Below are 22583 nucleotides of genomic sequence, written 5' to 3'. Positions count from 1 at the left end.
TGTGGATGTGCCGCCGCGCGCCTAGCGCGGAGTGCAGCGCGAGGCGTCGCGGAACTGCCGGGGCGAGGAGCCGGTCACCCGGCGGAACGCGGTGCTGAACGCGCTCTCGGACTCGTATCCGGTGGCGAAGGCCAGCTCGGAGATCGACCGGGTGTCGCGGCGGAGCGCGTCCCGGGCCAGGCCCATCCGCCACTGGATCAGGTACTCCAGCGGCGGCATGCCGACCCGCTCCCGGAAGGCCGCGGCGAACGCGGAGCGGGACATCGTGGCGATGCCGGCCAGATCGTGCAGCGTCCATCGGCGGGCCGTGTCGGCGTGCATGGCGCGCAGCGCGGCACCGATGCCGTCGTCGTCCAGCGCGCCCAGCCAGCCGGCGGGCCGGTCGGCCCGCTCGCCGTAGGCGCGCAGCACCTGGACGAACAGGATCTGCGCGAGGTGGTCCAGCATCAGCGGGCGGCCCACCGCGTCGCCCGCCACCTCCGTGCCGAGCAGTTCGGTCACGTACCCGAGCAGCCGGTTGCGCGGGTCGGTGGCCTTGACGTGGACGACTCGGGGCAGGACGTCGATCAGCATCGAGGCGTTGCTCTCGTCGAATCGCAGCGACCCGGAGCACACGTAGGCGGCCTCCTCGGCCGCGGGCCCGATGCGCACCACGCCGTTCTCCGCGGCCTTCCACAGCGGCTCCGCGGCCCGCGGCTCCGCGGGAAGGGTGCCGGCCAGCAGGTGCGACGGCGGGTCGACCAGCAGGTAGATGTCGCCCTCGCTCAGCCGCACCGGCTCGTGCCCGTCGAGCAGCAGTCGGCACTCGCCGCGCACGACGGTGCCGATCCGCACGTGCGGGAACCCGTCGAAGCGCACCGCCCATGGCTCCGCCGCATGCAGGCCGGGGTCGATCGTGATGTGCGGGCGGAGCAGGCTGACGGCCCCGGCGATCGGGTCACCGGGGCAGAGCGGCGCGCGGCGACCGCTGGACGATGCGTAAGAAACCTCGGACGTCACGTTATGGATCGTAGCGATCCGCGGGCGCAGGCTGGACGTCGAGAACGGCACGACACGACCGGCAGAGGAAGAAACCATGTCCGACAACGACCTGCGCGAGTTCTACCAGCGCTACCTCGACCTGCTCAACGCCCGCGAGTTCGACCGCCTGGACGAGTTCGTCGGCGACGAGGTGACCCACTACGGCGACCGGTACACCAGGGACCAGGTGGCGGCCGCGCTGACCGGCGAGACCGAGGCGGTGCCGGATCTCCACTGGAGTCTTCAGGAACTCGTGGTCGACGGCGACCGCCTGGCCGCCCGGCTGATCAACACCGGCACGCCGGTGAAGGAGTGGCTGGGCGTGGCACCCACCGGCGCCTCGTTCGAGACCGTGGAGTACGCGGTCTACCGCGTCCGGGACGGTCGGTTCACGCACATGACGAACCTGCACGACGCCGAGGCGCTCCGGCGGCAGCTGCGCGCCTGACCGGTGCGGGCATCGCCCGCCGGGCTCAGGCCGGGGTGCGGCGGGCGGTGCGGCGCCAGCGGTAGACGATGGCCGAGGTGAGCAGCACGCCGCAGACCGCCGGCACGAAGGTGATCGGGTTCAGGTCGCCGGGCGTCATCACGGCGGCACCGAGGACGGCGTAGCTGAACGACGACGGGATCGCGGCGACCAGCGTGCCGAGCAGGTAGTGGCGGCGGCGGACCGAGGTGGTGCCGTACGCGTAACCCATCAGGCCGAACGGCGCCAGCGGAAGCAGCCGGACCAGCAGCACGGCCGAGAAACCGCGGCGGCTGAGCCAGCCGTCGAGGCGGTGCAACCGGCCGCCGACGCGCGAGGCGAGCAGGCCGTGCCCGGCCCAGCGGCCCGCGAAGTAGGTGGCGGTGGCGGCCAACATCGCGGCGCTGATCGCCGCCGCGAAGCCGAGCGCCGGGCCGAGGAGCGCGCCGCAGGCGAGCGAGATGGCGGTACGCGGGACCAGCACCGCGAGCAGCAGCGCGCCCACGCCGGCCATGGCGAACGCGGCGGCCCAGCCCAGCGACCGCGCGGCCCCCTGGATCTCGTGCAGCGGCAGCGTGGCGGCCGCGGTGCCGAGCGCCGCGACGACCGCCACCAGCCCGGCGACCCGCAGGACCCGCGCCCTCCGGCTGCGCCGGGGAACCACCGGAACGCACGCGCCCGGGGAAGCCGGCTGGAGCGGGACCATCAGGCCGGAGGCCACGGTGGTCCGGGAGCGGAGGGCGGCGTCCGTCATACAGTCTCCGATCGGTGGATCCGGGGGCTGGGTGGGGCGTCGGGTCCGGTGCGGCCGGTGAGTGACCCCATCGTCCGCCGGCCGGGGAACCTGAGCGGAACCGCGGCCGGCGGACGACGGCTCACGCCGGGTTCGGCCGGGCGGCGGTGAGCCGCTCGTTCCGCAGGTGATCGTGCCACGTGTCGTCGACCGGCGGGAGCGTGTCGTAGCCGGTCGCCCAGCGCAGCAGCAGGTCCGCGATGGCGGGGTTGCGGGCCAGCGCGGGTCCGTGCGAGTACGTCCCGAGGATCTTGCCGCGCCACGCGCCCTCGGTTTGGCCGTCGTTGCCGATGCCGACGCTGACCCGGGCCAGCGGCGAGACGGTCGGGCCGAGGTGGGTGCGCCCGCCGTGGTTCTCGAAGCCGGTCAGCCGCGGCAGGCCGAGGCGCGGGTCGACGTCGCCGGCCAGCTCGCCGACCGCGCGGGTCTCGCCCCGGTCGGAGTAGATGTCGATCAGCTCCAGGCCCTGGCACTTGGCGCCCTTGGCGAAGAACGACGTGCCGAGCAACTGGTAGCCGGCGCAGACCGCGAAGACGGCGGCGCCCTGGTTGACGGCGCGGTGCAGGCCGCCGTCCGCGTTCAGCCGCTGCGCCGCGAGCGCCTGCGGGCCGTCCTCGCCGCCGCCGATCAGATACACGTCCGCGTGCGTGGGCAGTGGCTGGTCGGAGCGGACCTCGATGGTCTCCACCGGGATGCCGCGCTGCTGCGCCCGCTTGGCCAGGATCAGCATGTTGCCGCGGTCGCCGTAGGTGGAGAGCAGGTCGGGGTAGACCCACACCACCCGGACCACGCTGTCCCCGCCCGCGCCCTGCGGCGCCGGCTGCCCACCGGGCTGCTGCTGCCCCTGCGCGGGCGGCTGTCCGTAAACCGGCGGCTGTCCGTGAACCGGCGGCTGGCCGTAGACCGGCGGCTGTCCGTAGACCGGTGCCTGCTGGGGCGGTTGCCCGTAGACCGGTGCCTGCTGCGGCGGCTGTCCGTAGACCGGCTGCTGCTGAGGCGGCTGTCCGTAAACCGGCGGTTGTCCGTAAGCCGGCGGCTGGCCGTGGACCGGTGGCTGGCCGTACGCCGGTGGCTGCTGCCCGTACCCCGGCTGCGGTTGTCCCTGGACCGGTGGCTGCTGGCCGTAGGCCGGCTGATCGCCCCAGCTCTGCCCGCCCTGGCCGGGCGCGCTCCACTCCGGGTTAATTGACACGGTCCAGCTCCGCTCGGATGTCTTGGAAGGCGGTGTAGTTGGCGATGACCTCCAGGCGCCCCGGCGGCACGCTGGCGATCGCCTCGCCGAACGAACGGACGTGCCGGAAGGGCACGTCGTTCACGTCCAGCCGGACCGCGAGGTCGAACGCCCGGTCGCCGGTGATCAGCACCTGGCGCCCGCGCAGCGGCGCGAAGTCGACGTCGAACAGCCAGGACGTGTCCAGCCCGTCGGGGTCGCGCGCGTTGATGGACAGCAGTGTCGGCGCGTTGTCCGCCATGTCGAACGCCTCGAGCCAGCTCGCCGGGTTCTTCGCCAGCAGCAGCCGGATGTTGCGCCCGTCCCGGTCGACCTGCGCGTAGCGGCCGGCCACCGACGCGACCGAGGAGAGCGTGGGCACGGCCTGCAGCGGCCGGATGCCGAACGCGGCCGCGACCGCGAGCGCGGTGGCCGCGTTGCCGAGGTTGACCCGGCCGGGCAGCTGGAGCCGGATCAGGTGCCAGGCGCCGGACGGGTCGAGCACGCCGTCGTCCTCGACCACCCACTGCGGCGCGGGGCGGCGCAGCGGGCAGCCGGTGCACCACCACTGGCCGTCCTGGCGCTCGATGGTGGAGCCGCACTCCGGGCAGACCCAGGAGTCGTCCTGCCAGCGCTGGCCGGCGCTGAACCAGCTCACCGTGGGTGAGTTGCCGGCGGCCCAGACGATCATCGGGTCGTCGGCGTTGGCGACGAGCGCGACCTCCGGGTGCTTGGCCAGGGTGGTGCGCCAGAGCTGAGCCATCATCGCCACCTCCTTCGCCCGGTCGAGCTGGTCGCGGGAGAGGTTGAGCAGCGCGACCACGCGGGGCCGGGTCTCCTCGATCACCTGCGGGAGGTAGTGCTCGTCCACCTCCAGCACCGCGTACGGCGTGGCGCCGGCCTTGGCCAGCGCGGAGGTGTGCCCGGTGGGCATGTTGGCACCGAAGGAGTTGGTCGCCACCGGCCCGAGCACGCCCAGTGCGGCCGCGGTGAGCCGGGTGGTCGTGGTCTTGCCGTTGGTGCCGGAGACCAGCGCGATGGCGCGGCCGGCGGCGAGGTGCTCGAGCAGGTCGGGATCGATCTTGAGACCGATCCAGCCACCGATCACGGAACCGTCGCCCCGCCCCGCCGCGCGGGAGAGCGCGGCGGCGGTGCGGGAGACCTGGGTCGCGACCTTGGCGCGGAGGGGCATGTTGCCTTGCGTCACCCGAGCGAGGTTACCGGACCGGCACCGCTTCCCGGCCGGGTCGTTCGTCTCCGGGCGATAACCACGTACCGCAGCGGTGTGACCTCGATTTGTGTGGGAAGCTTCACCGGCCTCGATATACGGAGGGTAGTGGTGCGCGCCCGAACGGTGGCGGAATATCGGGCACCCGACACGTCGGGGCGGCGGGCCGGGCATGCCAACCTCGGAGCGTGATCATTTGACCACGAGGACCTGCTCCCGGCGTCCGCTACAAACGATGGGCCGGTGTGCGATCCGCCCGCCGGCCGCGCCGACCGCGGGACACGCCGAACCCTGCCCGTTCCCGGCGACGCGACGTCACCTCGCAGCACACATGGCACCGAAGGGCAGGGACGGGGGAACCACCCGATTCATGACGGCTCGTCCTACGAGCCTGGGGGTGAAGCCCGGCCGTGACCTCTCGCGGCCGGGCCGGGCATCTTCGGCGCCCGAACCCGACAGCTAACCCCGCAGGCGCGCCGGAAGGACTCCTTTCGTGACAGCGCACTCCCCGGTCCGGTCTCCGCGTCTTCGTCGGAATCCGGCCCGGCGCTCCACCCTGCTCGCCGCGCTGGTCGGACTCTGTGTCGCGGCCGGCCAGCTCACCGCCGTCGCGCCCGCGAGCGCGGCACCGGCCGCCAAGGCGGCCGCGGTCGTCGCGCTCGCCAAGAGCCTCACCGGGAAGCGGTACCGGTACGGCGGCGCGAACCCGAGCGGATTCGACTGCTCCGGGTTCACCATGTACGTCTACCGCAAGGCGGCCGGCCGGGCGCTGCCGCACAGCGCCAACCGCCAGCAGCGGTACGGCGTGGCGGTCCCGAAGTCCCAGGCGCGCCCCGGTGACCTGCTCATCTTCCGCAAGGGCGCGCACGGCTACCACGCCGCGATCTACGCGGGCGGGGACTACATGTATGACGCCCCGCGCCCCGGCGTGCGGGTCGGCAAGCACCGGATCTGGTCCCGCTCGTACGTGGTGCGCCGGATCGTCTGACCGGGAAGGGCCCGCCGCGTCCGGCGGGCCTTTCCGCATTCTCACAGCGATTCCGCAGCGACCGTTCGGCGCCACCCACGGAGATCATCCGGCCACGCCACGTGGCCGCGCGATCCCTCCACTTCCCTCCACGGAATAATCCCCAGCCCTGCACACCGCGGAAAAACCACCCGAAAAATCCGTATAAAAGGTGCGGCGAGAACGTCGATCCGTACGGATGTCGGAAACCGGACGGGCGTACGGGATGGAACCCCTCCACCGAGCGCAACCCTGCGTGACGTGCTCTTTTGCACGCCCACACCCCTTGACGACGCGCTGATTCCGGTTGCGGGTGGAGGGAAGTGGAGTAAAGTGGGGCCACATGGCGGGGTCGTGGAGAGCCCGCCGGCCCGAGTGATCAGCGGCACCGCGAATGCCGCCGGCAAGGGCGAGGGGGTGAGCCGCGAGTGTTTCTCGGCACGCACACCCCGCGCCTGGACGACAAGGGCCGGCTGATCCTCCCGGCCAAGTTCCGGGACGAGCTGGCGGGAGGTGTCGTGATCACGAAAGGGCAGGAGCGCTGCCTCTACGTCTTCCCGATGCCCGAGTTCCAGCGGATCTCGGGGGAGCTGCGGGCCGCACCGATGACGCACAAGGCGGCGCGGGCCTACAGCCGGGTCTTCTTCGCCAGCGCGCACGACGAGGTTCCGGACAAGCAGGGCCGGGTGACCATCCCGGCCCACCTGCGGGAGTATGCGGGGCTCGACCGTGAGCTGGTCGTGATCGGTGCCAGCACCCGGGTGGAGATCTGGGACAAGGCGGCCTGGGAGTCGTACCTGGCGGAGAGCGAGGACGACTTCGCGGACATCGGGGAGGGGGTGCTGCCCGGCGGGCTGTAGTCGACGGGAAACCCGTACTGCGAGATCTCCAGCCGCTCGGCGCTCCTGACGCCCCTTCCCCGGTGTCAGGCGCGACGGTGGTGACGCCAGGAGGGCGGATGGGGATCTGGCGGTACGGTCTTCGTCGCACTGCTGGCGGGCATTGCGTGAATCGAATCGTCACCAGGTGATGGGGGTCGACATGGGGGTGCCCGAGCCGGAGCTCGTGGCCGAGGGCCGGGAGTGGCAGGCGCGCGGCACGCACGTGCCCGTGCTGCTGGAGCGGTGCCTGGCGCTGCTCGCCCCCGCGCTGGCCGGCGACGCGCCGGTCTATGTGGACACGACCCTGGGTCTCGGCGGGCACGCCGAGGCGATCCTGACCGCGAACTCCCGGCTGACGCTGATCGGCCTGGACCGGGACACGGAGGCGCTCGAGCATTCGCGCCACCGGCTGGCCCGGTTCGCCGACCGGGTCCACCTCGTGCACGCGGTCTCCGACGAGCTGCCCGGCGTGCTGGACCGGCTCGGCTACGAACGGATCGACGGCGCTCTGTTCGATCTCGGCGTCTCCTCGTTACAGCTCGACGCGCCCGATCGCGGGTTCGCCTACGCCCAGGACGCTCCGCTGGACATGCGGATGGACCAGGGCCGCGGCGTCACCGCGGCGGACGTGGTCAACGAATACGAGGCGGGCGCGCTGGCCCGGGTGCTGCGGGTGTACGGCGAGGAGAAGTTCGCCACCCGCATCGCCGCCGCGATCGTGCGGGAGCGGGGGCGCTCCCGGATCACGTCCACGGCCCGGCTCGCCGAGCTGGTCCGGGACTCCATTCCAGCACCAGCCAGACGTACCGGTGGAAACCCGGCCAAAAGAACGTTTCAAGCGTTGCGGATCGAGGTAAATGGCGAACTCGCCGCCCTCGAAGCGGCGCTACCGGCGGCCCTCGACGCGCTGGCACCGGGCGGGCGAATAGTCGTCATGTCCTACCAGTCGCTCGAGGACCGCATCGTCAAGCAGGCGTTCGCGGCGCGAGCCCGGAGCACCGGACCGATCGACCTCCCGGTCGAGCTGCCCGGCACCGGGCCCACGCTGCGACTACTCACCCGTGGCGCGGAGCAGGCCACCGAGGAGGAGGTCGCGGAGAACCCGCGGGCCGCCTCGGTGCGGCTGCGCGCCGTGGAACGCATCGCCGGTGGGGACACCGGGACCGTCCGCGAACGGTCCAGGAGGCCTCGCCGGCCCGGCGCGGGGGCGCCGGAGTCGTCCGCATAGGACGGCGGGGTCGGCGGGGACGGGCAGGGCCCTCGCCGAGTCCAGGGGAACGACGGGACGAGAAGACCGAGGGGGAGGGACATGAACGTCAACAAGCGCGACCGGGGCGACATCGGCGCCGGGCGCGAGACGGTGCAGCGCGCACCGCGGTCGGGGGGCCGGACCGCGGCGCAGTGGGCACCGGCCGAGGGCTCGCCGCGATCCGGCGGCCAGGAGGCGATCGTGCGCGGCATCGGGGCCGGGCGACGCGCGGAGCGCCTCAACGGGGCACGTGGCCGGGGGGCCGCGGCACCGTCCACCACGGACCTGGGCGCTGCGGACCAGGAGGGTCCGCAGCGTGTCGAGCGACTGAGCTCGCTGGAGCGCATCGAGCGCCGCCGGCGGGCGGCCGAAACCACGCCGGACTCCGCCGGGGCGTCCACGCCGGACCGCCCGGCGCGCCGGGCCCGCGACGAGCGACCGGCCCGGCCCGCGCGGGCGGAGCGGGACGACCGCGCCGGCCGCCGGGACGACCGTGCCCGGCAGCGGGACGAGCGGGCCGGCCGGGACCTTCGCGCGGAGCGGATCGAGCGGGCCGACCGGGCGTCGGTCCGGGGTGCGGGTGGCTCCCGCACGCCGGACCGGGCCGACCGGGACGCGCGGCGCGAGCCGCGGGCGACCGCGGCCGAGCCGGTCGACCTGTCGGCGGCGCGGGGCCGCCGGTACGGCACCGAGGGCAGCGCCGCCCTGGAGCCGGAGGAGATCCACGTCCTGGTGGAGCCGGCCGAGCCGGTGCACGAGGAGCCGCCCGCGCCCCGGCTGCGGGTCACGCCGCCGCGACCGGTGGCGGTGCCGCGCGCGCCGTTCATCGCCGGCATCCTGGTCACCGTGGTGGCCGGCGTGGTGGGCATCCTCCTGATCAACACGCAGACCAACCAGAACGCGTTCCGGCTGGACGAGCTGCAGAAGCAGCAGGCCGCGCTGGACGTGCAGCAGCAGGAGCTGGAGAAGCAGATCGAGGAGTACGAGTCCCCGAACTACCTGATCGCCCACGCGAAGAAGCTGGGGCTGGTCAAGGCGGAGGAACCGGCCTTCATCCGGCTCCCGGACGGCAAGGTGATCGGCGTGCCGATGCCGGCCGGCGGCGAGCCGGCGATCACCAGCCAGGAGAGCGGACGGTAAATCGGTGCCGCACCGGGAACAGCCTCCCGCCCGCCGCGGCCGGGGTGCGCGGGACGACCGCGACTCCGGCCGCGGCGGCGCGCGGGACCGGCGTCAGGCGCGTGACACGGGGGACGACGGGCAGCCGTCGTCCCCCTCGTCGCGTTCGCACGGCAAGATGTTCGAGGCCAGGGCGTACACGCCGCGTGGGCGCACGGTGCGCGAGGGCGTGCCGCGCCCGCCGCGGCCGGTCGAGGAGCCGCGCGCACGGCGTACCGGCGGATCGGGGTCCACGCCCGCCACCGCGCGCGGTGACCGGCCCGCGCTGCGCGTGCTCGACGGCGGCCGCCAGGGCGAACGCCGCGGGACCGCGGCGCGGGAGCCGCGCCGGCGCGGCACCGCCGCCCGCGAGCGGGACCGGGACGCGGTCCCGGCCCCGCGCCGGAAGGCGGCCTCGCCGCCGGGGAACCGGCCGGCGCCGGTCCGCAAGCCGCGGCACCCGCGCCGCCCGCCGAAGCTGGGCGACCCGGGCCGCCGGTTGCGGGTGGCGTCGCTGCTGGCCCTGGTCATGCTGGCCACGGTCGGCGTGCGGCTGGTGGTGCTCCAGTTCGGCGACACGCCGGAGTGGGCCAAGCAGGGTCTCCAGGACCGGCTGAAGGTGGTCACGCTGCCGGCGGCGCGCGGCGCGATCTACGACGTGAACGGCGCGGTGCTGGCGCACAGCGTGGAGGCGCGGTACATCGCGGTCGACCCGGAGGTCGTGAAGGACGCGAACCGGACCGCGTCGCTGCTCGCCCCGATCCTCGGCCTGTCCAAGTCCGAGCTGCTGGAGCGCATGCGCAAGCGCACCCGGCCGGGCGGTGGGCCGTCCAACTTCGAGTGGCTGGCGCGCGCGGTGAGCACCAGCGACGCGAAGAAGATCGAGGCGCTGGAGCTGCCGGAGATCGTGATCGGCCGGGACGAGAAGCGCGAGTGGCCCGGCCGCGACCTGGCCGCGAACCTGATCGGCTTCACCGGCGCCGAGATGTACGGCCTGGAGGGCATCGAGGCCCGGTACGACCAGCTGCTGCGCGGCGTCAACGGCGAGCGCCGGTTCGAGGTCGGCAAGTACGTCGACGGCACCGACCTGGCCAAGGAGATCCCCGGCGGGTACTCGCAGCAGACCCCGGCCAAGGACGGCAGCTCGCTGACCCTGACCATCGACCGGGACATGCAGTACGAGACGCAGCGCATCATCGGCGAGCTGATGGTCGAGGCCGGCGTCAGCATCGGCGCGGCCGTGGTGCTGGACGCCCGGACCGGCGAGGTGCGTGCGCAGGCCAGCTTCCCCACGTACGACCCGGTGGAGTTCGACCGGGCGGACCCGGAGGACCGGCAGGACGTGGCGTCCGCGGTGGTGGTCGACCCCGGTTCCGTGCACAAGGCGCTGATCTACGGCGCCGCGCTTGAGGAGGGCGTGATCACGCCGGAGACGGTGCTCGAGGTGGGGCCGTCGGTGCGCAAGGGCGGCGTCACGTTCCGGGACACCCACCCGTTCGACGAGGGCACCCGGATCACCATGGCCGGCGCGATGGCGTACTCGTCGAACGTGGCCGCGATCCAGGTCGCCGACCAGCTCGGGCCGGAGAAGGTGGTCGAGTACCAGAAGCGGTTCGGGCTCGGGCAGTCGGTGAACGAGGGCGTGGACGGCGAGGCCGCCGGCCGGGTGCTGGAGGTCGGGGAGTGGAGCGGGTCGACGTACGGCTCGGTCCCGATCGGGCACAGCGTCGACGCCACGCTGCTCCAGATGGCGGCCGCGTACGGCGCGATCGCCAACGACGGCGTCTACGTGCAGCCGCACCTGATCAAGGACACGGTCGCGCCGGACGGCACGGTCACGGCGAACACGGACGTGGCGTCGCACCGGGTGCTCAGCGCGGACACCGCCGGGGAACTGCGCACGCTGCTGGAGTCCGTGATGGAGGTGCCGGACGGCAGCGGGCGGGACGCGCGGGTGAACGGCTACCGGGTGGCCGGCAAGACCGGTACGTCGAGCCGCCTGGCGGAGGGCTCGTACCTGGCCGGCGAGGTGTCGTCGTTCATCGGCATGGCGCCGGCCGAGAACCCGCGGTTCGTGGTGGCGGTCTTCGCGCACACGCCCAAGAGCGGCGGCGGGCCGGTGGCGGGCCCGGCGTTCAAGGAGATCATGAGCTTCGCGCTGCGGCACTACAAGGTGCCGCCGAGCACCACGGAACCGCCGGAGTTCACGGTCCGCCCGTAACTCCACCCTTCGCCGTGCGGACACTGAATGGCCGCACTCTAGTTATGACTGGTGTGCGCGCTGTTATGGCATTAGTGAATCTTGTGGCCGATGTCGACGGGTCCCGCGGACCGGGTAGGGTCTGACGCCGTGCCCGGCAAAACCTCCCCGCCGACCTCGCCGCCGCGGCCCGTCGTGCCGACCGGACGGACGCTGTCCTCGCTGGCCGCGGTGCTGCGGACCGAGGTGCGGACGTCCGGTGCCACGGCCGACCCGATCGTCACCGGAATCACCCACGACAGCTCCGCGCTACGCCCCGGCGATCTCTTCGCGGCGCTGCCCGGCGCGGCCCGGCACGGCGCCGAGTTCGCCGCGAGGGCGGCCGCCGCGGGCGCGCTCGCCGCGCTGACCGACCCGGCCGGCGTGGCGGCGGTCGCCGCGGCCGGGCTGCCCGCGCTGGTGGTGCCGGACCCGCGGGACGTGCTCGGCACGGTGTCCTCCGCGGTCTACGGTCACCCGTCCGCCGCGATGCTGGTCATCGGCGTCACCGGCACGGCCGGGAAGACCTCCACGGCGTACCTGGCCGAGGCCGGGCTGCGCGCGGCCGGGCACACCACCGCGCTGCTCGGCACGGTGGAGACGCGGCTCGGCGACCTGATCCTGCCGAGCGCGCGGACCACGCCGGAGGCGACCGACCTGCACGCGATGCTGGCCGTGGCGCGCGAGCGCGGCGTGACCGCGGTGGTGATGGAGGTGTCCAGCCACGCGCTGGCGCTGGGCCGGGTCGGCGGCGTGCGGTTCGCGGTCGGCGGCTTCACCAACTTCGGCCGCGACCACCTGGACTTCCACGCCACGCCGGAGGAGTACTTCGCGGCCAAGGCGCGGCTGTTCGACGGCCGCTGCGCGGTCGAGGTGCTCAACCACGACGACCCGGCGCTGGCGCCGCTGCGTCACGATGCCACGGTGACGTTCTCCGCGACCGGCGATCCCGCCGCCACCTGGCGCGCCGAGGACGTGCGCGCGGACGGCTACCGGCAGTCGTTCACCGCGGCCGGGCCGGGCGGCCCGGTCGACGTGCGGGTGTCGCTGCCCGGCCGGCACAACGTGGCGAACGCGCTGCTCGCGATCGCGTCGCTGGCCGCGGCCGGGGTGGACGTGAAGGAGGCGGCGGACGGCATCGCGTCCTGCGCGGGCGTGCCGGGCCGGCTGGAGCGGGTGGACGCGCCGGGCGGCGTGGTCGGCGTGGTCGACTACGCGCACAAGACGGACGCGATCGTGGCGGCGCTGACCGCGCTGCGCGAGCTGAGCGAGGAACGGGGTGGCCGGTTGATCTGCGTGCTCGGCGCCGGTGGCGACCGGGACCGCGGCAAGCGGCCGCTGATGGGTGCGGCCGCGGCCCGCGGCGCGGACCTGGTGGTGGTGACGGACGACAATCCACGCGGTGAGGACCCGGCGGTGATCCGCGCGCACGTCCGAGACGGTGCGTGCGCGGCGGCGGTCGCCGGGGTGGAGATTATCGAGGTGGCCGGGCGGCGCGCCGCGATCGACGAGGCGGTCCGGCGGGCCGTCCCGGGCGACGTGGTGGCGGTGCTCGGCAAGGGACACGAACGTGGTCAGGAGGTGAACGGCGCGATGTTGCCGTTCGACGATCGGGTGGAGCTGGCCGACGCGCTGCGGAAGGTGGCGGCCGCATGATCCCGCTCACCCTGGCCGAGATCGCCGAGGCGGTGGGCGGGCGGCTGGTGCACGCCGACCCGGCCGCGCGGGTGACCGGCCCGGCCGAGTACGACTCCCGGGAGATCGCGCCGGGAGGACTCTTCGTGGCGTTCCCCGGCGAGAAGGTGGACGGGCACGACTTCGGGGCGCGCGCGGTGGCGGCCGGCGCGGCCGCGGTGCTGGCCACCCGGGACATGGGCCCGGACGTGCCGGCGATCCTGGTGGACGACGCGCAGGCCGCGCTCGCGCCGCTGGCCCGCCTGGTCGGGCGGCGGCTGATCGACGCCGGCCTGACCGTGGTCGGGCTGACCGGCTCGTCCGGCAAGACCACCACCAAGGACATGGTGGCGCAGCTGGCCGCGCGGGTGATGCCCACGGTGGCCACGGTCGGCACGCTCAACAACGAGCTGGGCTTCCCGGTGACCGCGCTGCGCGCCACCGGGGAGACCGGCTGCCTGGTGCTGGAGATGGGCGCGAGCGGGCTCGGCCACATCCGGTACCTGAGCGGGATCGTGCAGCCGCGGATCGGCGTGGTGCTGAACGTGACCATCTCGCACGTCGTCGGGTACGACTCGGTGGAGGACATCGCGCTGGCCAAGGGCGAGATGGTCGAGGACCTCCCGGCCGACGGCCTCGCGGTGCTGAACGCGGACGACCCGCGGGTGGCCGCGATGGCGTCGCGGACCAAGGCCCGGGTGGTGTTCTTCGGCGAGAGCGAGCACGCCGAGGTCCGGGCCGAGGACGTGACGGTGGACGCGCGCAGCCGCGCGTCGTACACGCTGGTCACGCCGGAGGGCCGGTTCCCGGTCTCGCTGCGGATCACCGGACGGCACATGGTCTCCAACTCGCTCGCCGCCGCCGCGGTCGCCCGGGAGCTGGGCCTGACCGGCGCGGCGCTGGCCGAGGCGATGAGCGAGATGGGCACGGTCTCCACCCGCCGGATGGACGTCTTCGACCGCGCCGACGGCGTCACCGTGATCGACGACTCCTACAACGCGAACCCGTCGTCCACCGCCGCGGCACTGCGCGTGCTGGCCACGCTGGCCGCCGACGGCCCGCGCCGGGCGATCGCGGTCCTCGGCGTGATGCGCCAGCTCGGCGAGCACTCCGACGAGATGCACGCCGAGGCCGGCCGGCTCGCGGCCCAGCTCGGCGTGGAACGGCTGCTGGTCATCGACGCCGAGGCCGAGTCCGCCGCGCCGATCGCCGACGGCGCGCGATCCGAACCGATGTGGAAGGGAGAGTCGGTGCTCCTAGCCGACCAGGCGGCGGCCATCGCGGCGCTGCGGGACGAGCTGCGTCCGGGCGACGTGGTGCTCGTCAAGGGTTCCCGCTGGGCGACGTGGGACGTGGCGGACGCGCTGCGCGCCGCCGGCGCCGACGGCGTGCCGCTCACCACGGGGGACGCTGGCGCATGAGGGCAGTCATCGTCGCGATCGGCGTCGCGTTCCTCGTCTCGCTGTTCTGCACGCCGATCGGCATCCGCGTCTTCACGGCGCTGAAGGCCGGCCAGCCGATCCGGACCATCGGCCCGCAGACGCACCTCGGCAAGAAGGGCACGCCGACCATGGGCGGCGTGGTCTTCATCATCGCCACCGTGATCGCCTACGTGGCCGGTCACGCGGTGCTGACCACGCTGCCGTCGCAGCAGATCGCGCAGGACCGGCCGACCATCACCGCGCTGGTGCTGCTCGGGCTGTTCGTGTTCTGTGGCGCGGTCGGCTTCCTGGACGACTTCATCAAGGTCCGCAAGCGCAACAGCGGCGGCCTCTCCGCCCGGGGCAAGCTGATCGGCCAGATACTGATCGGTGGCATCTTCGGCGTGATCGCGCTCTACTTCCCGAGCACGATGGTCGGCCTGGAGGGGCAGCGGATCAGCGACGAGACGGTCGGCAGCACCACGATCTCGTTCATCCGGGACATCGAGTGGGCGGACGTCGGCAAGGCCGGCTCGGTGATCATATTCATCTTCGTGATCATGTCGATGTCGAACGCGGTGAACCTGACGGACGGCCTGGACGGGCTCGCGACCGGCGCGTCCGTGATGGTGCTCGGCGCCTACTCGATCATCGGCTTCTGGCAGTACCGGCACTGGTGCGCGGACCCGGCGTACAACACCGGCGCGGACGTCTACTGCTACACGGTCCGGGATCCGCTGGAGATCTCGATGATCGCGGGAGCCGCCGCCGGGGCATGCGTGGGCTTCCTGTGGTGGAACACCTCCCCGGCCCGGATCTTCATGGGTGACACCGGCGCGCTCGGCCTCGGTGGCCTGATCGGCGGCCTGGCCATGGCGAGCCGGACCATGCTGCTGGTGCTGATCCTGGGCGGCCTGTTCCTGATCATCACCATGTCGGTCGTCATCCAGATCATCTCGTTCAAGACCACCGGAAAACGGGTGTTCCGGATGTCACCACTGCAACACCATTTCGAGCTGGCCGGCTGGTCCGAGGTCAACATCGTGGTCCGCTTCTGGATCGTCGCGGGCATCGGCGTCGCCATCGGTCTGGGCATCTTCTACAGCGAGTTCCTCGCAGCCAACTCGTAGGAAACTGCGAAAACCGATCAGGGGGTACGGCCTGCGCCGTACCCCCTGATCTTTTTTGTGAGCTTTTCGCTCCTCGACACGCCCGGCGCGTAGCGTTGCCCCGGCGTGTCGGGCGCCCATGATGGGCCTCATGGCGGAGGGCGCGAGCGAGGCGACGACGGCGGAGCGGCAGGCGAGCGTGGACCTCGGCGGGAGCCTGGCCGCGCTGCGCGGGCTGCTGGCCCGGCCGCTCGCCTCCTACTACCTGCTGCTGGCCAGCTCCGGGCTGCTGCTGGTGATCGGCCTGACCATGGTCTTCTCCGCGACCAGCGTCCGGGCGTACGCGGAGAACGGCAACGCGTTCGCCATGATCAGCAAGCAGGTGCTGTTCGCGCTGATCGGCCTGATCGCGTTCTGGGCGGTGCAGCGGCTGCCGGCCACCACGCTGCGCCAGGTGGGATTCCCGGTGATGGTGGTCTCGCTGATCCTGCTCGCGGTGCTGGACCTGCTCGTGGTGCTGGACGGCTTCGGCGTGATCCCGTCCCCGCGGATCGGCCCGGTCTCCGCGAACCTGCTCTGGCTCTACATCGGGCCGGTCCAGTTCCAGCCGTCCGAGCTCGCCAAGTTCGGCCTGGTGTTGTGGGGCGCCGACATGATCGCCCGGAAGGGCGCGGCGATGGGCTGGTGGCGCGAACTGTCCATGCCGCTCGGCCCCGCGGTCGGCCTGCTCTTCGTGCTGGTCGGCTACAACGACACCGGCACCATGCTGCCGCTGCTCGGCATCGTGGTCGGGCTGCTCTGGACCGCCGGCGTGCGGCTGCGCGTGTTCGCCGCGCTGTCGCTGGTCGGGCTGGGCGGCATCGGCCTGCTGATCGCGGCCGCGTCCCAGGGTGCGGGCTCCGGCGCGGCCGGCGCGCCCAACTACCGGCTCGGGCGGATCACCTCGTTCCTCAGCTCGCCCCAGGAGTGCGCGCAGGCCGGCTGCTACCAGGCCATGCAGGCCCGATACGCGATCGCGGACGGCGGCTGGTTCGGCACCGGGCTGGGCAAGAGCAGCCTGAAGTGGGGCTGGCTGCCGTCCGAGCACAACGACTTCATCTTCGCGGTGATCGCGGAGGAGCTGGGCGTGGTCGGCTGCGCCGTGGTGCTCGCGCTCTTCGCCGTGCTGGCCTACACCGGCTACCGGATCGCCCGCCGGGTGCAGGACCCGTTCCGCCGGCTCGCCGCCGCCTCGATCACCACCTGGCTGGTGATCCAGACGATCGTCAACGTCGGCGGCGTGGTCGGGCTGCTGCCGATCACCGGCCTGCCGCTGCCGTTCATCTCCGACGGCGGCTCCGCGCTGGTGGTCACGCTGGCCGCGATAGGAGTGCTCGCCTCCTTCGCCCGCGCGGAACCGGACGCGGCCCGCGCGCTCAACGCCCGCCCGCCGGCCCGCTGGGTGCGGCTGCTCTGGGCGCCGCTGCCACCGCTGCCGCCGTCGGCCCGGACGCCGGACGCGCCGGTCGCCCGGCGCGCCACCACCAGGGTGCCGGCCGGCCAGGAGCGACAGGCGGCGCGGCTGGCCCGGGCCGCCACCCGGGACCGGGTCACCCGGCTGCGTGGCGGGCCGGAGCGCAGAGGATGATGGGCCTGCCTGACGACCATGACCCGTGCGCGAGAGGGTTGATCGAGACATGACTACGCCGGACGGCGCACTCACCGCCGAGCAGCTGGGGACGGTGCACCTGATCGGGGTCGGCGGCGTCGGCATGAGCGGCCTGGCCCGCCTGCTGCTCACCCGCGGCATCAAGGTCAGCGGCAGCGAGCTGCGCGAGTGGCCCTACCTGGCGGCGCTGCGCGCGCTCGGCGGCACCATCCACATGACGCACACCGAGTCCAACCTGGACGGCGTCGACACGGTCGTCTACTCCACCGCCATCCCGCAGGACCACCTGGAGCTGGTCGAGGCGCGCCGGCGCGGGCTGCGCGTGCTGCACCGGTCCGAGGCGCTGGCCGCGACCATGACCGGCCGGCAGGCGATCGCGGTGGCCGGCACGCACGGCAAGACCACCACCACGTCGATGCTCACGCTGATCCTGCAGCATGCGGGCGAGGACCCGTCGTTCGTGATCGGCGGCGAGATCTCCGAGGTGGGGTCGAACGCCCATCACGGCTCGGGGCAGTACTTCGTGGTCGAGGCGGACGAGAGCGACCGGTCGTTCCTGCGCTACCGGCCGCACGTCGCGCTGATCACCAACATCGACGCGGACCACCTGAACACGTACGGCGACCTGGCCGGCCTGGAGCAGGCCTTCGGCGAGTTCGCGCGGCTGGCCGACTCGCCGGTCAACGGGCGCGGCGACGGGTTCGTGGTGGCCTGTGCGGACAACGACGGCACCCGGCGGATGGCCGCGGCGCTGCGCGCGGAGGGGCACACGGTCTACACGTACGGCGAGGCCGGCGACGCGGACCTGCGCATCTTCGACGTCCGCTCGTCCGCGGCCGGCGTGCGCTACCGCGCGGAGCTGGACGGGCTCGCGCTCGGTGAGATCTCGCTGCCGACCCCGGGCCGGCTGCTGGGGCTGAACAGCTCGGCCGCGGTGCTCACCGCCCTCCGGCTCGGCCTGCCGATCGAGAAGGTGGTCGAGGCGCTGGCGTCGTTCCCCGGCGTGCGCCGCCGGTTCGAGCGCAAGGGCGTGGTCAACGGCATCCTGGTGTACGACGAGTACGCGTACCACCCGGTGTCGGTCAAGGCCGCGATCGAGACGCTCCGCGAGGTGGCCGGCGAGGGCCGGCTGATCGTGGTCTTCCAGCCGTACCGGGTCTACCGCACCCGCGACCTGGAGGCCGAGCTGGCCGCCGCGCTGTCGATCGCGGACGAGGCCGTGATCATGGAGGTCTTCGGCCCGGGCGAGACCCGGCTGCCGGGCGAGGGCGGCGTGTCGCTGACCGCCGCGATCGACCTGCCGGCCGACCGCAAGGTCTTCGTGCCGGACTGGGACGGCGTGGCACCCGAGGTGGTCCGCCGCGCCCGGCCGGGCGACGTGGTGGTCACCATGGGCGCACCGCCCAGCTCCATGCTCGGCGACGAGCTGATCGCCGCGCTCGGCGCACCGCGGGGCGTGCCGGAGGGCGCGGTCGAGTGACCGATCCGGGTGGGGTGCGCCGGTGGCGGCTGGTGCGGGCGGACCGGGACGCGGTCCCGCCGTCCGTGCGGCGGTTCATGCGGCGCGCCCGACAGCGGCGGATCCGCGCGGCGCTGCCGTGGGCGGTCGGCGTGGCCGTCGTGGCGGTCGCGGCCGGCATCGGCTGGATGATCTACGGCACCAGCGTGCTCGGCGTACGCCGGGTGGAGGTCTCCGGCGCCGTGCTGCTCGACCCGCCGCGGGTGCGCGACGCCGCCCAGGTGGCCGACCTGACGCCGCTGGCGCGGGTGGACATCGGCGCGGTCGCGGCCCGGGTGGAGGCGCTGCCCGCGGTGGACCGCGCGGTGGTGTCCCGCCGCTGGCCGGGCACGCTGCTGATCGAGGTGGTGGAGCGCACCGGCGCGGCCGCGGTGCCGCAGGGCGACGCGTTCGCCGTGGTGGACGACGAGGGCGTGGCGTTCCGCACGCTGCCGGAGCGCCCCGGCGATCTGCCGCTGCTGGTGGTGGCGAAGCCCGGCCCGGACGACGTCAACACGCGCGCCGGGCTCGAGGTGCTGGCCGCGCTCAGCCCGGAACTGCGCGCAAAGTTGATCTCCGTCACGGTGGAGGCGCCGGCCCGGATCCGGCTCAACCTGGACGGCGAGCGGACCATCGTCTGGGGCGACTCCTCGCAGAGCCCGGTGAAGTCTTCCGTGGCCACGGCGTTGCTGGACCGCAAGGAGAAGACGATCGACGTGAGCGCGCCCGAGGTCGTCTCGCTCCGCTAGGGCGGGTTTCACCGAAACCGACTCCGCCGACACGCCGTGTCGGTCCTTGGATGAGGGCTCACGTCCGCATACGTTGCCGGAGAGGTTGCGTGGTTGACATAACTCTCGACCTCTAGTAGAGGGTGAGGGTTCCGCCTCAACCTCAACGTTTCGGCGCATGAGTCGACACGGCCTGACCGGGCCTTTGTCGCCGATGCCCGTCGACCTCGGGGAAGGGAAGGCAGACCGATGACTCCTCCGCACAACTACCTGGCGGTTATCAAGGTCGTCGGTATCGGTGGCGGCGGCGTCAACGCCGTCAACCGGATGATCGAGGTGGGGCTCAAGGGTGTCGAGTTCATCGCGATCAATACCGACGCGCAGGCGCTGTTGATGAGTGACGCCGACGTGAAGCTCGACGTGGGCCGCGAGCTGACCCGCGGTCTCGGCGCGGGTGCGAATCCCGACGTCGGCAAGAACGCGGCCGAGGACCACCGCGACGAGATCGAGGAGGTCCTCAAGGGCGCGGACATGGTGTTCGTGACCTGCGGCGAGGGTGGTGGCACCGGTACCGGTGGCGCGCCCGTCGTGGCGAACATCGCGCGCAAGCTCGGCGCGCTCACCATCGGCGTGGTGACCCGGCCGTTCTCGTTCGAGGGCAAGCGCCGTCAGGTGCAGGCCGAGTCCGGCATCGACGAGCTGCGCAACCAGTGCGACACGCTGATCGTCATCCCGAACGACCGGCTGCTCGCGCTGGGCGACCGCGGAATAAGCATGATGGACGCGTTCCGCCAGGCCGACCAGGTCCTGCTCTCCGGTGTTCAGGGCATCACCGACCTGATCACCACGCCGGGCCTGATCAACCTCGACTTCGCGGACGTGAAGAGCGTCATGTCCGGCGCGGGCAGCGCGCTGATGGGCATCGGTTCGGCCCGGGGCGACAACCGCGCGGTCGAGGCGGCCGAGGCGGCGATCTCCAGCCCGCTGCTGGAGCAGAGCATGGACGGCGCGCGTGGCGTGCTGCTCTCCATCGCCGGCGGGTCCGACCTGGGCCTGTTCGAGATCAACGACGCGGCGCAGCTGGTGACGGACGCGGCCCACCCGGACGCGAACATCATCTTCGGCGCGGTGATCGACGACGCGCTCGGCGACGAGGTGCGAGTGACCGTGATCGCGGCCGGGTTCGACGGCGGCGCTCCGGCGTACAAGCCGGTCGAGTCGGTGCGCAAGCCGCAGCCGGCGCCGACGCTGCCGCCGGTGCCCTCCAACCCGCTCCCGGCGCAGCCGCAGGAGCAGCGCCGCAAGGTGCTCTTCGACGACGTCGACGTGCCGGACTTCCTGAAGAACGGCTCCTGAGCGACCCGGCCGGTCCGCTTCGGCGGGCCGGCCGCGTCGTCGGGGCCGGCACGGTGACCTGGGGAGAACAGTGACTGACGCGCGGCGCGACGAGATCGCCGGCAACCTGGCGGCGGTGCGGGCCCGCATCGGCGCGGCGTGCGCGGCGGCCGGGCGCGACCCGGCCGGCGTGACGCTGATCGCGGTGACCAAGACCTACCCCGCCTCGGACGTGGAGCACCTCGCCGCGCTCGGCGTCACGGACGTGGGGGAGAACCGCGACCAGGAGGCGGCGCCGAAGGCGGCGGCGGTGACCGCGCCGGTCCGCTGGCACTACATCGGGCAGTTGCAGCGCAACAAGGCCCGGTCCGTCGCCGGGTACGCGCACGCGGTGCACTCCGTGGACAGCGTGCGGCTGGCCGAGGCGCTCGGCACCGCGGCGGCCCGGCTGCGGGACACACCGATCGAGGTGCTGGTGCAGGTCAGCCTGGACGGGCGGGAGCACCGCGGCGGCGCCTTCGGCGCGGACGTGGACCGGGTCGCGGACGCGGTCGCGGCCCGCCCGGAGCTGACGCTGCGCGGCGTGATGGCGGTGGCGCCGCAGGATTGGGAGCCGGCCGCCGCGTTCGCCCGGCTGGCCGAGATCGCGGCGCGGATGCGGGCCGCCCATCCGGGCGCGGAGCTGGTCTCCGCGGGCATGAGCGGCGACCTGGAGGCGGCGATCGCGCACGGCGCGACACACGTCAGGGTGGGCGGCGCGTTGCTCGGCATGCGCGCACCGCTGCGGTAGCCTGACCGCGGAACCGAACTACATGAGTGTGATTCAACCGCGTTGGGGGATTCACGACGGTCCCGCGGGGGTATCCCCGGCCTCGCCGGTCCGGGGCGGGACTGGTCGGACGCTATGGACGACGGTTCCACCGCAGGGCAACGGCACGGCAGGGGGCGGTGCCGTCACGGCGGAGGCGAGGTGGGGGCAGGCATGAGAGGGCGTAACGGTACGAGGTTCGGCGAGCACGCTCGGCGAACGGGGCAGGGGCTCGCGGTGCGTCACGCCGTCCGCCTCCGCGGCGCGGAGGTCGTTTCGATGAGCGAGTTCGCGCGCGAAGCATCGGTTCGGTGCCTCCCGATGGGTAACCGCGGCGAAGAGGGGGAGCCGGCATGAGCGCCCTGCGCAGGGCCGGCGTCTGGCTCGGTCTCGTCGAGGAGGACGACGACCCCCGCTACGACGACTCCCGGTACAACGACGACGGCTACCGCTCCAACTACCGGGGCCGTGAGCACGACCGCCGCCGGTACACCGAGGACTTCGAGGACGAGGACGAGGAGATCGACGAGCCGCCCGCGGTGCCCCGCACCCGTGGCCGCTCCGACCTCCGTGACCGCACCTCGCGCATCGACCGGGAGCGGCACGAGCGGCCGTCCCGCTCCTCCGTGCGCGAGGAGATGGAGCGGATCGAGGCCGAGCGCGCCGAGCGCGAGCGGGAGCAGCAGGAACAGCAGCAGACCGCCACGGTACGGCCGATCACCCGAACGGGTGGGGCGGTGTCCGGCGCGCTGACCTACCCCACGCAGGAGAGCCTGGCGCTGGCCCCGCCGCTGCCCACCCCGAGCCGGATGTCCGCGCCGGAGGAGGAGCAGCGCTACCAGATCACCACGCTGCACCCGACCACGTATCGGGAGGCGCGGACGATCGGCGAGCACTTCCGGGACGGCGTACCCGTGATCATCAATCTCACCGAGATGGATGAGGGTGACGCCCGCCGCCTCGTCGACTTCGCGGCCGGACTCGCGTTCGGTCTTCGGGGTACGATCGAGCGAGTGACCAACCGGGTTTTCCTGCTCTCGCCGGCCAACGTTCAGGTCACCGCGGAGGACAAGGCCAAGATCGCCGAGGGCGGGTTTTTCAGCCAGACCTGA

Annotated in this window: 19 protein-coding genes and 1 riboswitch; of the genes, 15 read left to right on the top strand and 4 right to left on the bottom strand. The window is 73.1% G+C overall.

Going from position 1 to position 22583, the window contains the following annotated elements; all coding sequences use genetic code 11:
• Window positions 1–21: 21 nt before the first annotated feature.
• The gene (locus J2S41_RS24670) at window positions 22–999 is read right to left on the bottom strand and encodes an AraC family transcriptional regulator (protein WP_310370928.1); all 978 of its coding nucleotides are present in this window, start codon (window positions 997–999) and stop codon (window positions 22–24) included.
• 76 nt (window positions 1000–1075) lie between these two features.
• Here J2S41_RS24670 and J2S41_RS24665 point away from each other — a divergent pair, with 76 nt between their 5' ends.
• Window positions 1076–1468, top strand: coding sequence for an ester cyclase (locus J2S41_RS24665; protein WP_310370926.1), 393 nt, complete (start codon window positions 1076–1078; stop codon window positions 1466–1468).
• A gap of 25 nt (window positions 1469–1493) precedes the next feature.
• Here the strand turns inward: J2S41_RS24665 and J2S41_RS24660 are convergent, their stop codons facing one another.
• From J2S41_RS24660 to J2S41_RS24650, 3 genes are all read right to left on the bottom strand, one after another.
• Window positions 1494–2240: a TVP38/TMEM64 family protein gene (locus tag J2S41_RS24660; RefSeq protein ID WP_310370924.1), complete on the bottom strand. Its 747-nt coding sequence runs from the start codon at window positions 2238–2240 to the stop codon at window positions 1494–1496.
• Window positions 2241–2361: 121 nt separating this feature from the next.
• On the bottom strand, window positions 2362–3069 hold the full coding sequence (locus J2S41_RS24655) for a type 1 glutamine amidotransferase (RefSeq protein WP_310376508.1): 708 nt from the start codon (window positions 3067–3069) through the stop codon (window positions 2362–2364).
• Between the two features lie 391 nt (window positions 3070–3460).
• Window positions 3461–4681, bottom strand: coding sequence for a MurT ligase domain-containing protein (locus J2S41_RS24650; RefSeq protein ID WP_310376506.1), 1221 nt, complete (start codon window positions 4679–4681; stop codon window positions 3461–3463).
• Between the two features lie 361 nt (window positions 4682–5042).
• Window positions 5043–5205, top strand: a riboswitch (cyclic di-AMP (ydaO/yuaA leader).
• Between the two features lie 5 nt (window positions 5206–5210).
• On the opposite strand from J2S41_RS24650, the gene J2S41_RS24645 reads away from it, so the two are divergent.
• The 14 genes from J2S41_RS24645 to J2S41_RS24580 all read left to right on the top strand — a co-directional run bounded on the left by J2S41_RS24645 (window position 5211) and on the right by J2S41_RS24580 (window position 22583).
• A complete protein-coding gene (locus J2S41_RS24645) occupies window positions 5211–5705 on the top strand; it encodes a C40 family peptidase (RefSeq protein ID WP_310370922.1) in 495 nt (164 codons plus the stop codon).
• A gap of 446 nt (window positions 5706–6151) precedes the next feature.
• On the top strand, window positions 6152–6583 hold the full coding sequence (gene mraZ / locus J2S41_RS24640; protein WP_310370920.1) for a division/cell wall cluster transcriptional repressor MraZ: 432 nt from the start codon (window positions 6152–6154) through the stop codon (window positions 6581–6583).
• Between the two features lie 181 nt (window positions 6584–6764).
• Entirely contained in the window at window positions 6765–7832 is a 1068-nt protein-coding gene (gene rsmH, locus J2S41_RS24635; RefSeq protein ID WP_310370918.1) for a 16S rRNA (cytosine(1402)-N(4))-methyltransferase RsmH, read from the top strand.
• Between the two features lie 81 nt (window positions 7833–7913).
• Complete coding sequence (gene ftsL, locus J2S41_RS24630) at window positions 7914–8993, top strand: cell division protein FtsL (protein ID WP_310370916.1); 1080 nt, start codon at window positions 7914–7916, stop codon at window positions 8991–8993.
• A 4-nt stretch (window positions 8994–8997) separates the two neighbouring features.
• On the top strand, window positions 8998–11232 hold the full coding sequence (locus J2S41_RS24625) for a penicillin-binding transpeptidase domain-containing protein (RefSeq protein ID WP_310370915.1): 2235 nt from the start codon (window positions 8998–9000) through the stop codon (window positions 11230–11232).
• 90 nt (window positions 11233–11322) lie between these two features.
• Entirely contained in the window at window positions 11323–12906 is a 1584-nt protein-coding gene (locus J2S41_RS24620) for a UDP-N-acetylmuramoyl-L-alanyl-D-glutamate--2,6-diaminopimelate ligase (protein WP_310370914.1), read from the top strand.
• Window positions 12903–14345: a UDP-N-acetylmuramoyl-tripeptide--D-alanyl-D-alanine ligase gene (locus J2S41_RS24615; protein ID WP_310370912.1), complete on the top strand. Its 1443-nt coding sequence runs from the start codon at window positions 12903–12905 to the stop codon at window positions 14343–14345. Before J2S41_RS24620 ends, J2S41_RS24615 begins: the two co-directional genes overlap by 4 nt.
• The gene (mraY, locus tag J2S41_RS24610) at window positions 14342–15475 is read left to right on the top strand and encodes a phospho-N-acetylmuramoyl-pentapeptide-transferase (protein WP_310370910.1); all 1134 of its coding nucleotides are present in this window, start codon (window positions 14342–14344) and stop codon (window positions 15473–15475) included. Before J2S41_RS24615 ends, mraY begins: the two co-directional genes overlap by 4 nt.
• A 130-nt stretch (window positions 15476–15605) precedes the next feature.
• The gene (locus J2S41_RS24605) at window positions 15606–17081 is read left to right on the top strand and encodes an FtsW/RodA/SpoVE family cell cycle protein (RefSeq protein ID WP_310370908.1); all 1476 of its coding nucleotides are present in this window, start codon (window positions 15606–15608) and stop codon (window positions 17079–17081) included.
• Window positions 17082–17130: 49 nt separating this feature from the next.
• Complete coding sequence (gene murC / locus J2S41_RS24600; protein WP_310370906.1) at window positions 17131–18582, top strand: UDP-N-acetylmuramate--L-alanine ligase; 1452 nt, start codon at window positions 17131–17133, stop codon at window positions 18580–18582.
• Complete coding sequence (locus J2S41_RS24595) at window positions 18579–19349, top strand: cell division protein FtsQ/DivIB (protein WP_310370905.1); 771 nt, start codon at window positions 18579–18581, stop codon at window positions 19347–19349. Before murC ends, J2S41_RS24595 begins: the two co-directional genes overlap by 4 nt.
• A 228-nt stretch (window positions 19350–19577) precedes the next feature.
• Entirely contained in the window at window positions 19578–20684 is a 1107-nt protein-coding gene (gene ftsZ, locus J2S41_RS24590) for a cell division protein FtsZ (RefSeq protein ID WP_310370903.1), read from the top strand.
• A 70-nt stretch (window positions 20685–20754) separates the two neighbouring features.
• Window positions 20755–21453 (top strand): YggS family pyridoxal phosphate-dependent enzyme, encoded by a 699-nt coding sequence (locus J2S41_RS24585; RefSeq protein ID WP_310370901.1) that lies wholly within the window; start codon window positions 20755–20757, stop codon window positions 21451–21453.
• 371 nt (window positions 21454–21824) lie between these two features.
• Window positions 21825–22583: a cell division protein SepF gene (locus tag J2S41_RS24580; RefSeq protein WP_310370899.1), complete on the top strand. Its 759-nt coding sequence runs from the start codon at window positions 21825–21827 to the stop codon at window positions 22581–22583.

This window comes from Catenuloplanes atrovinosus, assembly GCF_031458235.1.
Lineage (GTDB): Bacteria > Actinomycetota > Actinomycetes > Mycobacteriales > Micromonosporaceae > Catenuloplanes > Catenuloplanes atrovinosus.
This window is presented reverse-complemented; position numbering and strand designations above follow the sequence as displayed.